Origin of the sequence: Thermosipho africanus Ob7 (assembly GCF_003351105.1) — a bacterium.
GTDB classification, from domain to species: Bacteria; Thermotogota; Thermotogae; order Thermotogales; family Fervidobacteriaceae; genus Thermosipho; species Thermosipho africanus.
In genome coordinates this window covers 226,291-240,824 of the sequence record NZ_NKRG01000002.1, presented here as the reverse complement: position 1 = coordinate 240,824, position 14,534 = coordinate 226,291, and the positions used below count along the sequence as shown (strand labels likewise).

Sequence of the window (14,534 nt, the reverse complement as noted above, 5' to 3'; positions counted from 1 at the left end):
TATACTCCATCATCAATAGGACTTGTAGGAACAAATGGGTTACCATCTTTTGTAACATAAACATCTGCATCTATGTAAGCATCAAGTCCATTGTAATCTGCATATGGAATTACGTTGACAGGAGCATTGGAGTCAAGTGTGAAAGTTAATACATCAACATCACCTGTTTGAGTATAGTCACAAATATCAAAATCAGCGATTAACCATTCATAATCAAGATCCATCCATTGATGGACAAAAATTGTGATGGAAGAATCAATAGTATATTCTTCCCAATCACATCCCGGTACATGTACAGAAGTTGCATCGGCAAAAATAAATAAAGCAAATAAACTTAATAAAGTAATTAACATCTTTCTCATAGTTTCCCCTCCTTAGTTTTTGTGGTTCTTATATAATTTCTTACCTTTCCTCCTTTCTTAAGAAATTAATTACATAACAACAGCACTTTTTTTGTCTTTATTTTTCTTCTGTAAATTGATAATACTACATTAATATAAATTAAAACCTAAGATGCAGTCAAATTATTACTCAATATAAAATTAATTATATAATTTACATGATATAATTAGCTTGAAAGAAGGTGAGAGCATAAAAGTTATTACATTTGGAGATTTTTTAATTTCAGAGTTGAAAAACACGCATTTTTCTCCCAAAGAGTCAGAAATTCTTGCTTTTGTTATTTACAAAAAACATGTAAGTGTTGAAAATGTATTAGAAAATGTGTGGGATATTAATCAGATGCCATGCCGAAATGATATAACAGTATTTTTTTCTAAAATAAATAAAAAGTTAAAAAATATTGCAAGATTAAATACTAAAGATTCTATAGTTTCTGTTGTACCTAATAAAATAGAAACAGATTTTGAAAACTTTGAAAGATTATCTTTGGTTTCTTTAGATAAAAAAGATACAAAGTCTTTAAAAAAAGCATTTGATATATACAATGGAGATTTTTTACCATCAATTTCTTCTGATTGGGCTTTATCAGTAAGAATGTATTATAGGGAAGCATTTTTTGAAGTGGGTAAATACTTGGTTTATAGTGAAACAAATGTATCAAATGAAATGATCTATTTGAAAAAGATGATAGATTTGGGGTTAGATTATAACGTGGTAAAATTGATAGTTGAGGAAATAGAAAAAAGATATGAATTTGATTTAGTCTATGAGGATTTTTTTGACTATGTATTGTTGAAGAATAAACTGATGAGATTTTCATCATATATAGGAATGGTTATAATTTTTGACAAAGAATTTCCTTTGGAGGATAATATAAGAAAAGGAGATATTATTTTAAAAATAGATACCTTAACATATAAAATTTTAATCGAGAGAAATTGGAAGTTATCAAAAGAAAAAGATGTAGAACTTTTTTTAGCAAAACTAAAAGATAAAAATGCAAAGATAAAAAAAGTAGAAATTATTTAACTAGGGAGGGACTATTTAAGATGCTACTAGTTTCAAAAGAGTTTACGTTTGACGCAGCACATAACCTTGTAAAGTATCATGGAAAATGTGAAAAGTTGCATGGACACACATATAAACTAGTAGTTACCGTTGCTGGTGAGAAAGATGAGGAAGGTATGGTTATAGATTTTTTAGAACTAAAGCGTATTATTAAAGAAAAAGTTTTAAATAGATTAGATCATTCATATATAAACGAAATAATTCCACAACCGAGTGCGGAAAATATTGCTGAGTGGATTTGGAAACAATTGGAGACCGAATTACACAGTGAAAGATATTTCTTGTATGAAATAAAAGTATATGAAACGCCTACTTCATACGTAACATTAAAAAAGAATATGTAAACTACTTTTTTATACTTTCGTATAAATCATTAATCATCTTTGCAACAGCGTAAATTACAACTAAAAATTCCAGTCTTCCAGTAAACATTGCAATAGTAAGTGTCCACATTGCTCCAAGAGGCATATTTGGTGAAGTAATTCCGGAAGATAATCCTACGCCGTTCATTGCGGAAGCAAATTCAAACATGGATTGAGTTAGATTATAACCATAAGAGCTTAGTATTAAACTTCCCACGAAAAATGTGAAGAAATACATTGAAAAAACTAGAAAAATTTCTTTAATATCTTCATTCTTTATAAAATTTTTATTTTGCCCTTTCCAAGCAGATATTTTAGTAACACTTTTTGATGGCAGAAGAAATTCCTTTACAGAATGTAGTAATACCTTGATAGTCACCCAGATACGATATTGTTTTAATCCACCAGCGGTTGAATCCATACCACCACCGGCCATCATTAATGAAGTAAGTATAAACATTCCTAATCCAAAATTGATCCATAAAGGATTTGTCAAATCCACTGTTGAAAAACCTGTACCTGTTAGCGCAGACGTAGTTTGAAATAAAGACTCTCTAAAACCCTGTGAAAAGGTAGAAAATACTTTTCCAATACCGTTAAAGGCCATTATTAAAGAAAAAGTAAATATTGTTGTGAGCATTAACCAAGGCTCACCATTTTTTAAGAAAGCCTTAAAATTTCCTCTCCACAGTGTATAGTGAACTCCAAACCCTGTTCCACCCAAAAACATTAGAATGATTGTGACTATTTCAACTCTTAAGTTATTGTAATCTCCAATACTTGCATTCTTTACGGAAAAACCACCTGTTGCAAGAGCAGTTAATGAATGGTTGAACGCATCAAACAAAGGCATTCCAACTATATCAAGTAGTACAGTTCCTAAAAATGCATAAGTTATATAAATGAGAGTAATAATCCTTGCTGAACGTTTTATGTTTGGAGCAATGTTATCTACCCTGCCTTCAGCGTGATATAGACCAAACCCTTTTGGACCAATGACAGATCCCATCATTATAAGTGCAAAGCCAGCACCACCTATGAATTGCATTATACTTCTCCAAACAAGTATTAATTTTGAAACTTTTGAAACATCGGTAAACATTGTCAAACCAGTAGTAGTAAAACCACTTGTTGATTCAAAAACAGCTTGTGAAAAGGTCAAGTTTTCAACTAGTATAAAAGGAATAGAGCCTATTAAAACAACAAGTAACCATGTGAAAAAGACAATAACAGCTCCTTCACGAACTGTAACGGTTGTAGAAGAAACATCTTTTGTAGCTTTAAAAAGAATGTATCCAATAAAAAAAGACAAAAAGGCTGATAATAAAAAGGCATAAGAATTTTTTAATTCATTTGGATAAAAAATATTAAATACTAATGGGAAAAGTATGATAATTGTGTAATACATTAAAACTAATCCTATGTTATGAATAATTAGTTTGTACTGTTCTTTTTTTCTAGGCATACTTATTCACCCATTAAAATATCAAGAATTTGTTCTTGAGCTGTTGGTAAACTTACAATATATAATCTATCTCCAGCATTTATTTCAGTATTACCATGTGGAATTATAACTTTTCCCTTCCTTAGTATACCACCAACAACACAATCATGAGGCAAATTTAAATCCTTTAATAACTTTCCAACAGCTTTTGAGTTTTCAGGTATGTCTATTTTTAAGAAAGTTAGTTTTCCTTCTTCAACAGATAAGAATTGTTGGAGTTCTTCCCCAAATAACAAATTTTCTACAGCTTTTTGAAGCATTGTGGTAGTACTGACAACTGCTGTAATTCCTAATTTTTCAAATAGTTCTATATTGTCTGGATTATTTACCAGTGTTACAATATTTTTTACTCCAAAGATCTTTTTTGCAAATTGTGTGATAATAAGATTTTCTTTATCTTTATTTGTAAGAACAACTATGATATCATCTTCTTCAATATCTAATTGTTCTAGGAGTCTTTTCTTTGAAGCATCGCCATGAATTACCACAGCTTTTAGATCTCTTGCAAAATCCTCACATAATTTTTGATCTTTGTTTACTAAATAAGTTTTATATCCCTTACTTGAGAATGATTTTGCAAGAAAATATGCAATTTTTTCGCCGCCAATTAGGACAACTTTCATAAGCTTTCACCAACCAGTATATTTTTTAAATCACCAATTAAAAGCATCGTAGGTGATACAACATTAATGTTGTATTCTAAAAATAATACACTATTTTCTGGGTCGTAAACTCTTGCAATTATATTTTTTGCTCCAAAATAATATTTACATTGTAGGGATATTAAAAAATTTGTATTATCATCTTCTGTAAGTACAAATACATAATCTGCTTTAGAAATCTTTGCATTTTCGAGGACATCTTTTTCAGTAGCATCCCCAATAATTGTAAAACCTGTAAACTCAGGTGACAAATTCTCGAATGACTCTTGATTTTTATCTATTACAACGACACTGTGTCCGATGGACGAAGCCATACTGGCAATGTTTCCGCCAACCTTACCACAGCCTATAATAACAATGAAAAGCTCATTTGTTTTCCGCATCTTTTTTCACCTCAATGTTTTCATCAAGAGACTTTGCGGCATTCAAGTGCTTGTTTGCAAGTTCTAAATTACCGCGTTTTTTAAGTAATTCATACATAAGGTAATGTGGGATTGGTGAAGAAGGCGACAGACTAAACATTTTTTTAATAAGTTTTTCTGCTTTATTTAGATCACCAGAATTTAGAAATTCATTTGCCATTCTTAATGCTCTGTCAAAAGATTCTTTAGGTTCATCAATTAATTCTTTTACCTTTGAAAGTAATTCTTCTTTTGTAAAAGGTTTTGAAAGAAAATCAACCCGTTCAAATTTGAATAATTCAGATAAAATTTCTGGTTTTGTATATGCTGACACAATTAAAATAGGTGTATCAATTGCTTTTTCCCTTAATTCTTTGACAAGTTCTATACCAGACTTTCCAGGTAATTTTAAATCAGAAATTATAAGATCATAGTTTATATTTTTTTCAAATATGTTTTTTAAAGCTTCTTCAACTGTAGATAGAGAATCATAAGTAAATCCTTCCAAAAATTTTTCAATTAAAAATCTTACATTTCGTTCATCATCAATTATAAGAATGTGTGGCATTTAATTACCTCCTGTAAAAGAAAAACTAGGGGGACTCACCCCCTAGTTCTATATTATATCACTTGTTTTAAAATTTTTCCAAGTTCTATGAAACTTTCTTTAAGACTTGCTCCTCCAACTAGTCCACCATCTATGTCTGGTTGTACTATTAAACTAAAGAAGTTGTTTGGTTTAATGCTACCACCGTAAAGTATTCTAACTTTTTCGGCTCTTTCTTTTGAGTACATTTTTGAAATAAGTGACCTTATAAAGCTATGAACTTCCTGAGCTTGAGCTGGAGTTGCAACTTTTCCTGTTCCAATAGCCCAGACTGGTTCGTAAGCTATAATTACATTTTCAATGTCCTCTATATTTTTTAATCCTTTTCTAATTTGAGTTTCAACTACTGCAAATGTAAGGCCTTCCTCTCTTTCTTCGAGTTTTTCTCCAACACAGAAAATAGGAGTTAAACCAACTTCTATTGCTTTTTTTATCTTTTTGTTTATCATTTCATCTGTTTCTCCAAATATGTTTCGTCTTTCACTATGACCAATTATTACATACTCAACACCAGATTCTTTTAACATTTTCCAAGATATTTCTCCGGTGTATGCACCTTCATCCTCAAAGTACATATTTTGTGCTGCAACCTTAATATTAGAATCTCTTAGAATTTCGTATACTGCTGGTATTGATATGAAAGTAGGAGCGACTATAATATCAAATTCTTTTTCTCCATGAAATGCATTTAGTAATATTGATGCAAAATGTGCAGATTCAGTTGGAGTTTTGTGCATTTTCCAGTTTCCAGCCAATACTAGTTTTCTATTTTTTTTTTATTTGCAATTGATGCTATACCAGGTAATTCTTTTCCTTCTAGGAATTCGAGAGAAGCTCCACCACCTGTTGAAACGTGTGATACTTTGTCTTTAAGTCCAAATTTTGCGATTGCTGCTGCACTATCTCCACCACCAATGATTGTAGTAGCTCCTTTTGATGTTTCTTCAGCAATAGCAATTGCAACTTCTTTAGTTCCGTTTGAGAAATCTTCTATTTCAAAAACTCCCATTGGTCCATTCCAAACTATTGTTTTAGCACCAGATATGCTATTTCTAAAGAGTTCAACTGTTTTAGGTCCAATATCAAGCCCCATCCAACCTTCAGGAATACCATCTTTAATATCAATTGTTTTTGTTTCAACTCCTGCTTCAATTTTTTGAGCACATACAGCATCAACTGGAAGGACTATTTCGGTACCCTTTTCTTTTGCTTGTTCTAAAATTCTTTTTGCAAGATCTAACTTATCATCTTCAACTAGAGATGAACCAACATTGTATCCGAGAGATTTTAAGAAAGTAAACATCATAGCGCCACCAATTAAAATTTTATCTGCCTTATCAAGAAGATTTGTTATAACACCAATTTTGTCTGAAACTTTTGCACCACCTAATACAACAACATATGGTTTTTCAGGATTAGTTGTAGCTTTAGATAAGAATTTAATTTCTTTTTCCATTAAAAATCCAGCAACACTTGGTATATACTGTGCAATTCCAACATTACTTGCGTGAGCTCTGTGGGCTGTTCCAAATGCATCATTTACATGTATATCGGCAAGTTCAGCCCATTTTTTTGCAAGTTCTGGATCATTTTTAGTTTCACCTTTGTCAAATCTTGTGTTTTCAAGTAAAATAACATCCCCTTCTTTTGCATTTTTAACTTTTTCATTTACAATTTCTCCATAAAGTTCTGGAATAAATGTAACCTCTTTTCCAAGAAGTTCACTAAGCCTTTTAGCAACAGGTAAAAGAGAAAATTCAGGCTTTCTTTCGCCTTTTGGTCTTCCAAGGTGTGAAAGTAAAATCACAATAGCACCGTTTTCAATAGCATATTTTATTGTAGGAAGTGCTTCAACTATTCTTGTATCGTCAGTGATTTCTCCATCTTTCATAGGGACGTTAAAATCAACTCTCATTATAACTCGTTTTCCTTTTAGATCTATATCTCTTATTGTTAATTTTTCCATATTTTATCCCTCCTTGTTAATTTTAATAATGGGGGCAACACGGCCCCCATTTACGAAAAAAGATTATTAGTTATTATAATTTCTTTTCTACTAATTCAAGTGTATCAACAACTCTATTTGTGTATCCATATTCGTTGTCATACCATGAGAATACGTTTACCAATGTTCCGTTCATAACTTTAGTTAATGTTGCATCAAAGATTCCAGCAAATCTTGTTCCAACAATGTCGCTACTTACAATTGGTTCAGTGTTGTAACCAATGATTCCTTTTAATTTGCCTTCAGTAGCTTTTTTGATTACCTCATTTACTTCTTCAGCTGAAGTAGCTTTTTCAACTACTACACTTAAGCCTGTAAGTGAGCCATCTGGTGTTGGAACTCTTATTGCCATTCCATCGAGTTTTCCTTTTAATTCAGGAACAACCACTGCAACTGCTTTTGCTGCACCAGTTGTTGTAGGAATTATGTTAACAGCAGCTGCTCTAGCTCTTCTAAGATCTTTGTGTGGTAAGTCTAAAATTCTTTGGTCATTAGTGTAAGAGTGTACTGTAATAAGGTGACCAGTTACTATTTTAAACTCATCATTAATTATTTTTGCAATTGATGCGATTGAATTTGTTGTACAAGATGCACAGGAAATGATATTGTGTTCAGAAGAAAGTTGTTCTTCATTACAGCCAAAAACTATTGTAATATCTTCACCTTTGGCAGGAGCGGTAATTACAACTTTTTTTGCACCTGCTTTCAAATGTTTTTCGGCACCTTCTCTGTTTCTGAATACTCCTGTAGATTCTACAACAACATCTACACCAAGATCTTTCCATGGAAGGTTTTCAGGATCTCTTTCTGCAAAGATTTTAATTTCCTTACCATCGATTATAATAGAATTTTCTGTAGCTTTAACTTCATTAGGTAGTACTTTGTGTACTGAATCATATTTGAAAAGATGAGCTAATGTAGCAGCATCAGTTAAATCGTTGATAGCAACAACTTCAATGTCACTATTGCGGCGTATAAGTTCCCTAAGGACTAATCTTCCTATTCTTCCAAAACCGTTGATAGCTATTTTCATACTTTTCCCTCCTTTTTATATGGTCCTCGTGAAAAATTTTACTATCTTTTTTTAACAACCAATCAGTATTTTTGATAAAATTTTTGTTACAGTTAAAAAAGTAGTTCTATATTATGCATCATTTTTAAATCAATAAATATAACACCTATTGCTGTTTCAATTAAGAAGCTATTAGATTCAAATTTTAATATTTTCGCATATATTTTAGCACCATCTTTAAGTGTAAAAAGAGAATTATATTTTGAGTTTTCAGGAAATATCACTTTTTCAATCAGGTTAGTTGGAATTGATATAATTCCACGTTCTACGATAAACGTTATTATATCACCAAGCCTGGATGAAAATACAGCTGAAAAAGTATCTCCGTTTTTTAAAGTTACTTTTAATTTGTCTGTTTTTCCAGGAACAACAGATGTGTTTTGTGAAAGATCTAGTTCTGTAGAACTTTCAATGAAATTAATATATTTTATTGCCTCTCTACTTGAAAATACAAAAGTTCCACTATCTGGTAAAAGAACTGTTCCAGAGTTTCCATCAAATTTAGTTAATTTTCCAGGAATTCTTATCCATTCACCTTCATTAGGCTCTATCCATACTCCATAAGTTGGCGTAGCTTGTTCATCAAAGTAAACTTCTTTTACAATATCTGTATAAGAAACAATTTGGCCAACTAGAGATTTAATACTTAAAACTCCAGAATTTATTGTTTGAATTTCCCCTTTTATTTGGCTCCCATCTTTTAATACTACCGTATCAGAAAATAAAATACAGGATGTAATTACAAAAAGAATTAACATTAACTTTTTCATGTGATCCCCCTTTTCTTTATAGGTTATAACTTACTTTTAAAAATATTGAAAGATCAAATATGGTTTTATTTTCATCTGACGGAGCATAATATGGCTTTTTAACATTATCATTTACTTCTTCCACTAATTTTAGTACGTTGAATATTTCTCCCAGTTTAATAAATCCACCTAATTCCATTATACCAAATTTTTTTGAGATGTTTAAAGATATAAGAAAAGTCTTTTCAATTTTTTCTTCATTTAAGAGATTAAAACCACGTTCATATGTTGAACTATTCTTCTCTGTCCAAGGATTTATAGGCGATTTTGTTCCAGAAAGAATAAATTCAAGATCTCCAGTTAAATTAAATTCCTTTGAATAATCAAGACCTATTAAAAGAGCAAGATTATTTTCTCCATATTTGTAACCAATATAATTTTCCTCATAGTCTATTATCCAATCTTTTAGTTTTTTAACTATAAAGTAAGTATATCCATAATATAGAGGGTTTCCTGAGTCAGCTGAAGGTTGAAATGTATATTTTGTCGCGCCAGCACTGAATATTTTAGCTTTCAAATAATTATTTAAATTGTATGTTCCACCAAAAGACCATGCAATCTTATCAACCGTTGGATTATCTGGGTTAAAAAATCTATTTGCATTAAAATCATCTATGAGTATTTGTGCATATAAATATTTTTTAAGATCTTCATATGTTGCAAAAAATCCTATTAAAGAATTGTCGTTAAAACTTCTTATTCCATTGTATAAAACATTTTCACGGTAGTATTGTACAAAAAAGTTTGGTAAAGGATTAGAAAAATATTCAAAATCAAATAACCTGTTTACATATACTGAAGCTTCTTCATATCCAAATGTAAAATTTCCATACTTTATAGCGTAATATTTTAAGTTTAATCCCTTATCAATAGAACTTTTTGTTGACAGATTTAGAGGCACAAAATCATCATATGAAATTAAAATATATCTTGATTCATACTTAAAATTGTTATCTTCAAATTTAAAAGAAATAGTTGGTTTTGAATGTCCAAGAGATGAAATAAATAATGAATATGGCGAGTCAACAATATCATAATTCTCTAAATTTCCAAATGAGATTTTTACGTTATTAAGATTTAAATTTATTCCAGAATTTTTAAATTTTATATAATAATCACCGTAGAATTCTTCGTAAAAAAGCGGAAATTTTCCATCATTTGAAAAAGTCATTTCTACAAAAAAAGAAAAATTATCGTTTTGATATTTGATAGCAGGAGTAAATATATTTGAAAAATATTTATTTGTATCTGATGTATATATTATATTTTCATATCTTAATGAAAATGTTGTTGCAAATATTGTTGATGTAAGTATTAAAAATAGTAGAAAAAACTTTTTCACTTTAGCCCCCTCTTCCTTAATAAGTTTTAGATTTTATTTGCAATTGAAATTAAATACTCAACAGTATCTTCAAAGCTCATTTTCTCATCAACGGATTGTCTTAAAAATTTGTTTATTTCATCAATTAATTCTATTGCTTTATCAATTTTTGGATTCGTGCCTTTTTTGTACGCTCCAACGTCAATTAGATCCTTTGCATCATAATAGGTGGCAAGAAGATCTTTAATTTTTAATGCGGCAATTTTATGTTCTTTTCTAGTAATATCATTCATTAGCCTGCTTACACTCATTAAAATATCAATTGCGGGATAGTGTGCAGATTCTGCAAGTTTTCTGGATAATATTATATGACCATCAACAATACCCCTTACAGTATCTGATATAGGCTCGTTAAAATCATCTGATTCAACAAGAACAGTATATATACCGGTTATGCTCCCTTTATCAGAATTACCAGCTCTTTCTAATATTTTTGGTAATCCTGCAAAAACACTAGGTGGATATCCCCTTGTTGTAGGAGGTTCGCCTGTTGCAAGTCCCACTTCTCTTTGAGCTATTGCCCACCTTGTAAGTGAGTCAACCATTAAGAGGACGTTATAACCTTTGTCCCTAAAATATTCGGCTATAGAAGTTGCCGTAAGTAATGCTTTAACTCTTAGAAGAGCGGGTTGATCAGAGGTAGATACAACAACAACTGAACGTTTTAAACCTTCTTTTTTTAGATCTTTTTCAATAAACTCCCTAACTTCTCTTCCTCTTTCGCCAATTAATGAAATAACATTAATATCTGCAGAAGTGTTTCTTGCAATCATTCCAAGCAGCGTGCTTTTTCCCACACCACTACCTGCAAAGATACCAATTCTTTGACCGTAACCTAAAGTTAAAAAACCATCTATTGCTCTAACTCCAACAGAAATGGGAGTAGTAATTCTTTTTCTAACTAATGGATTAGGTGCTTCTCTTACTATAGGTACTTTTTCTTTTGTATATATTTTTTTGCCATCAAGTGGTCTTCCGAGAGAATCTATAACTTTTCCAAGTAATTCTTCAGAAACAGGTACACTAACATATTCACCTGTTTTTAATACTTGACAGCCTTTTTTTAGACCACTTATGTCTTCTAATGGCATTAATATTATTCCATTATCATTAAAACCGACTACTTCGGCAAGGGTTTTTTTGTAGTCGGTAATGATTTTGCACAATTCACCTAAAAAGGCATCAGGCCCTTTTGATTCGATAGTTAATCCAACAATTTTACTTACTGATCCTATCTTTTGATAAGGATTAAAATTTTCGAATCTTTTCTTTAAAAGTTCTAATCTATTCATTGTTTAGTACCTCATCAATTATTTCATTAATTAACTTTATTTGAAAATTCAGGCTTGTGTTAATAGTGCCACTTTCTGTTTCAGCTATAACGCCTGAATGAACATTATTGTCTTCTATTATTTCTATTCCTCTGTAACGTAAATGGTTTAAAGTTTCCTCATCAAGTAACTTTATATCTTCCGAATTTAGGTAAAGCTTTACGTTTTTCATTCCTATAATATGCATTAAAACTTTTTCAAGTTTTCTTTTTGTTACCCCTACGTCTATTTCTTTTTCTAAAAATTTTTGAATTATTGTTTTTATTAAATATAACATTTCATTACTTAATTCATTAACTTTTTTTCTAGCTTTTCTTCAAAATTATTGCTTATTGAAATGATTTTTTGATTAAGGTTATTTATTTTCTGATTTATTTCTTCGAGCTCTTTATTTTTTATTTGTGATATTTCCTCTAATGCTCTATTTTTTATTTCTTCAGCTTCTTTTTTTGCAGATTCAATAATATTTTTTGCGTTTGTTTTTGCCTCGTTAACTATCTTTGCGGCCTCTTTTTTGGCTTCCTCAAGAAGTATATCTTTTTGGATTTCTTTATTATCTTCACTTGGTAAATCTTTATTTTTTTCAACATTTTCACTTTTTATTAATTGAGGAGTATCTATGTAAACGTATCTTTTTTTTATGATCACATTTAACACCTCTTGAAAAGAGACTGGTGCAAAAGCACCAGCCCAGATAATTAATATTCTAGTTTTTTAATTCCTTTTTCAATTATTTCTTTAGTATCTCTTGCAATCATTAATTCTTCATTGGTTGGGACAATAAGAACTTTAACCTTGGAGTCAGGAGTTGATATTATTCTTTCTTCTCCTTTGACATTGTTTTTCTCTTTGTCTATCTTAATACCAAGGTAACTCAAATAGTTTTCACAAATTTCTTCACGTGTAATTGGTGAGTTTTCTCCAACTCCAGCTGTAAATGATATAGCATCAACTCCATTCATTGCTGCAACATATGCACCTATATATTTTGCAATTCTATATTCGTAAATGTCAAGTACTAATCTGCATAATGGATCATTTTCAAGAGCTTTGTCTTCTATATCTCTCATGTCTGAACTGAAATTGCTTGTAAGTCCTAAAACACCGCTTTTTTTGTTTAAGATAGTGTAAACTTCTTCAGGACTTAAACCTTCTTTCTCAATTAAGAAAGTTACAATTGAAGGATCTAGATCTCCAGAGCGAGTTCCCATAACTAAACCTTCAAGTGGTGTGAATCCCATAGATGTATCTACACTTTTTCCATTCATTACAGCTGCAATTGATGCTCCGTTCCCTAAGTGAACAGTTATAATTTTTGATTTATTGTAGTCTAATCCAAGTATTTCAGCAGTTCTTCTTGAAACATATCTGTGGCTTGTTCCGTGGAATCCATACCTTCTGATTTTGTATTTTTCGTAGTATTCATATGGAATAGCATATAGATAAGCTTTTTTAGGCATTTTAGCATGGAAAGCAGTATCAAATACAGCTACATTAGGCACTCCAGGTAAAAGTTTCATAATTGCTTTAATTCCCATTAGGTTTGGAGGATTATGTAGCGGAGCAAGGTATGAAAATTCTTCTATTGCATTTATAACTTCATCATCTATTAAAACAGAACCGGAGAATTTTTCTCCACCATGAACAACTCTGTGCCCAACTGCATCAATTTCTTTAAAGTCTTTTATAGCACCCATTTTTTCATCTTTTAGTGTTTGCAAAACAAGCTGTAACGCTTCGTCATGATTTGCCATTGGATGTTCTATAACAAATTTTTCGCCGTCTTTTTTATGTACTATTCTGCTTCCAGGGATTCCGATTCTTTCTGCTAAGCCTTTACAAAGAACTTTCTCGTTATCCATATCCAACAGTTGGTATTTTATAGAAGAGCTTCCACTGTTTACAACTAATACAATCATAACTTTGCCTCCTTTTCTTTTTTATATGGCTTTACCAGCAGCACCTAAGAATTCTAATCTATCCATAACAACATCTTTTACAAATTGCATTCCTTCTTTAAAGTATTTTCTAGGATCAAATTCTTTAACATTTTCAGTTAGATTTTTTCTTAAGCCCGCAAGGAATGCTATTCTTAAATCTGTATCAGTATTTACCTTATTAATACCAAGTTTTACACATTTTTTGATTTCTTCTGCTGGAACACCTTTTGCTCCGCCAAGATCTGCTCCATATTTTTCAGCAAGTTCAACATATTTTACAGGAACACTTGATGCACCGTGTAGTACTAATGGGATGTTTGTTAGTTTTTTAACTTTTTCAAGTCTTTCAAAATCTAGTTTAGCTTCACCTTTGAATTTAAATGCCCCATGGCTTGTTCCAATTGCTGGAGCAAGAAAGTCCACTCCTGTTTCTTCTACAAATATTTTTGCTTGCTCAGGGTCAACGAGGACATTTTCTTCAGCAGAAACATTATCTTCAATACCTGCGAGTTGACCTAATTCTGCTTCAACTGAGACACCAGCTGCATGAGCCCATTTAACAACTTCTTTAGTAATTTTTAAATTTTCTTCAAATGGTTCGTGTGAAGCATCGATCATTACTGAAGAATAACCAGCTTTAATTGCTGCAGCAATGTATTCAATATTTTTACCATGGTCAAGGTGTAAAGCAACAGGAATGTTTAAAGTATCAGCATATCCTTTAACTAGATTTACAAAAAATTTTGCTCCTCTAATTGGATCGCCATTTCCAGCATATTTTATTGCACCTTCACTTGTTTCAATTATTACAGGTGCGTTTTTTTCTACTGCTCCTTCTAAAATTGCGATAAGGAATTCTAAGTTATTAATATTAAATGCTGGAACAGCGTAAAACTCTTTACTAGCTTTTTCTAAAATATCTTTAGTGTTTACATACATTTTAACAACCTCCTATCTATTTTAGTTATTCAATAAAATTATAACATTTTT

17 protein-coding genes are annotated in these 14,534 nt (G+C 30.9%); 2 read left to right on the top strand and 15 right to left on the bottom strand.

Annotated elements, in window-relative coordinates; genetic code table 11:
- Positions 1 to 362, bottom strand: a 362-nt coding sequence (locus OB7_RS03655; protein WP_114702556.1) for a hypothetical protein, incomplete at its 3' end; no start/stop codon positions are given.
- A gap of 211 nt (positions 363 to 573) precedes the next feature.
- Between OB7_RS03655 and OB7_RS03650 the strand changes: the two genes are divergently transcribed.
- Positions 574 to 1,431 (top strand): hypothetical protein, encoded by an 858-nt coding sequence (locus OB7_RS03650; RefSeq protein ID WP_114702555.1) that lies wholly within the window; start codon positions 574 to 576, stop codon positions 1,429 to 1,431.
- Positions 1,432 to 1,451: 20 nt separating this feature from the next.
- The gene (queD, locus tag OB7_RS03645; protein WP_114702554.1) at positions 1,452 to 1,814 is read left to right on the top strand and encodes a 6-carboxytetrahydropterin synthase QueD; all 363 of its coding nucleotides are present in this window, start codon (positions 1,452 to 1,454) and stop codon (positions 1,812 to 1,814) included.
- A 1-nt stretch (position 1,815) separates the two neighbouring features.
- Here the strand turns inward: queD and OB7_RS03640 are convergent, their stop codons facing one another.
- From OB7_RS03640 to fba, 14 genes are all read right to left on the bottom strand, one after another.
- Positions 1,816 to 3,297: a TrkH family potassium uptake protein gene (locus OB7_RS03640; protein WP_004102354.1), complete on the bottom strand. Its 1,482-nt coding sequence runs from the start codon at positions 3,295 to 3,297 to the stop codon at positions 1,816 to 1,818.
- A gap of 2 nt (positions 3,298 to 3,299) precedes the next feature.
- Complete coding sequence (locus OB7_RS03635; RefSeq protein ID WP_004102356.1) at positions 3,300 to 3,959, bottom strand: potassium channel family protein; 660 nt, start codon at positions 3,957 to 3,959, stop codon at positions 3,300 to 3,302.
- Positions 3,956 to 4,381: a potassium channel family protein gene (locus OB7_RS03630; protein WP_004102358.1), complete on the bottom strand. Its 426-nt coding sequence runs from the start codon at positions 4,379 to 4,381 to the stop codon at positions 3,956 to 3,958. The genes OB7_RS03635 and OB7_RS03630 overlap by 4 nt, the downstream gene beginning before the upstream one ends.
- Complete coding sequence (locus OB7_RS03625) at positions 4,365 to 4,967, bottom strand: response regulator (RefSeq protein ID WP_114702553.1); 603 nt, start codon at positions 4,965 to 4,967, stop codon at positions 4,365 to 4,367. The genes OB7_RS03630 and OB7_RS03625 overlap by 17 nt, the downstream gene beginning before the upstream one ends.
- 53 nt (positions 4,968 to 5,020) lie before the next feature.
- Positions 5,021 to 5,761 carry a triose-phosphate isomerase gene (tpiA, locus tag OB7_RS03620; RefSeq protein WP_282956778.1) on the bottom strand — a complete coding sequence of 247 codons (741 nt, stop codon included), beginning with the start codon at positions 5,759 to 5,761 and terminating at the stop codon, positions 5,021 to 5,023.
- Positions 5,762 to 5,763: 2 nt separating this feature from the next.
- Positions 5,764 to 6,972 (bottom strand): phosphoglycerate kinase, encoded by a 1,209-nt coding sequence (locus OB7_RS03615; RefSeq protein WP_114702552.1) that lies wholly within the window; start codon positions 6,970 to 6,972, stop codon positions 5,764 to 5,766.
- 73 nt (positions 6,973 to 7,045) lie between these two features.
- The gene (gap, locus tag OB7_RS03610) at positions 7,046 to 8,044 is read right to left on the bottom strand and encodes a type I glyceraldehyde-3-phosphate dehydrogenase (RefSeq protein ID WP_114702551.1); all 999 of its coding nucleotides are present in this window, start codon (positions 8,042 to 8,044) and stop codon (positions 7,046 to 7,048) included.
- Positions 8,045 to 8,136: 92 nt separating this feature from the next.
- Positions 8,137 to 8,853, bottom strand: a complete 717-nt coding sequence (locus tag OB7_RS03605) for a hypothetical protein (RefSeq protein WP_012580294.1) — start codon at positions 8,851 to 8,853, stop codon at positions 8,137 to 8,139.
- A 16-nt stretch (positions 8,854 to 8,869) separates the two neighbouring features.
- A complete protein-coding gene (locus tag OB7_RS03600; protein ID WP_114702550.1) occupies positions 8,870 to 10,234 on the bottom strand; it encodes a hypothetical protein in 1,365 nt (454 codons plus the stop codon).
- 26 nt (positions 10,235 to 10,260) lie between these two features.
- A complete protein-coding gene (gene fliI / locus OB7_RS03595; RefSeq protein ID WP_114702549.1) occupies positions 10,261 to 11,565 on the bottom strand; it encodes a flagellar protein export ATPase FliI in 1,305 nt (434 codons plus the stop codon).
- Positions 11,558 to 11,881, bottom strand: coding sequence for a FliH/SctL family protein (locus OB7_RS09950; protein WP_249031002.1), 324 nt, complete (start codon positions 11,879 to 11,881; stop codon positions 11,558 to 11,560). The genes fliI and OB7_RS09950 overlap by 8 nt, the downstream gene beginning before the upstream one ends.
- An 8-nt stretch (positions 11,882 to 11,889) precedes the next feature.
- Positions 11,890 to 12,252 carry a hypothetical protein gene (locus OB7_RS09945; protein ID WP_249031001.1) on the bottom strand — a complete coding sequence of 121 codons (363 nt, stop codon included), beginning with the start codon at positions 12,250 to 12,252 and terminating at the stop codon, positions 11,890 to 11,892.
- 50 nt (positions 12,253 to 12,302) lie between these two features.
- The gene (gene ackA, locus OB7_RS03585; protein WP_004102380.1) at positions 12,303 to 13,523 is read right to left on the bottom strand and encodes an acetate kinase; all 1,221 of its coding nucleotides are present in this window, start codon (positions 13,521 to 13,523) and stop codon (positions 12,303 to 12,305) included.
- A 21-nt stretch (positions 13,524 to 13,544) separates the two neighbouring features.
- Positions 13,545 to 14,483, bottom strand: a complete 939-nt coding sequence (gene fba, locus OB7_RS03580; protein ID WP_004102382.1) for a class II fructose-1,6-bisphosphate aldolase — start codon at positions 14,481 to 14,483, stop codon at positions 13,545 to 13,547.
- Positions 14,484 to 14,534 lie beyond the last annotated feature (51 nt).

Bases quoted from the DNA above. Each gene is read 5' to 3' on its own strand.
- gap (WP_114702551.1), bottom strand. From the start codon at position 8,044: ATGAAAATAGCTATCAACGGTTTTGGAAGAATAGGAAGATTAGTCCTT.
- queD (WP_114702554.1), top strand. From the start codon at position 1,452: ATGCTACTAGTTTCAAAAGAGTTTACGTTTGACGCAGCACATAACCTT.
- OB7_RS09950 (WP_249031002.1), bottom strand. From the start codon at position 11,881: ATGTTATATTTAATAAAAACAATAATTCAAAAATTTTTAGAAAAAGAA.
- ackA (WP_004102380.1), bottom strand. From the start codon at position 13,523: ATGATTGTATTAGTTGTAAACAGTGGAAGCTCTTCTATAAAATACCAA.
- fliI (WP_114702549.1), bottom strand. From the start codon at position 11,565: ATGAATAGATTAGAACTTTTAAAGAAAAGATTCGAAAATTTTAATCCT.
- fba (WP_004102382.1), bottom strand. From the start codon at position 14,483: ATGTATGTAAACACTAAAGATATTTTAGAAAAAGCTAGTAAAGAGTTT.
- OB7_RS03635 (WP_004102356.1), bottom strand. From the start codon at position 3,959: ATGAAAGTTGTCCTAATTGGCGGCGAAAAAATTGCATATTTTCTTGCA.
- OB7_RS03625 (WP_114702553.1), bottom strand. From the start codon at position 4,967: ATGCCACACATTCTTATAATTGATGATGAACGAAATGTAAGATTTTTA.
- OB7_RS03605 (WP_012580294.1), bottom strand. From the start codon at position 8,853: ATGAAAAAGTTAATGTTAATTCTTTTTGTAATTACATCCTGTATTTTA.
- OB7_RS03640 (WP_004102354.1), bottom strand. From the start codon at position 3,297: ATGCCTAGAAAAAAAGAACAGTACAAACTAATTATTCATAACATAGGA.
- OB7_RS03630 (WP_004102358.1), bottom strand. From the start codon at position 4,381: ATGCGGAAAACAAATGAGCTTTTCATTGTTATTATAGGCTGTGGTAAG.
- OB7_RS03615 (WP_114702552.1), bottom strand. From the start codon at position 6,972: ATGGAAAAATTAACAATAAGAGATATAGATCTAAAAGGAAAACGAGTT.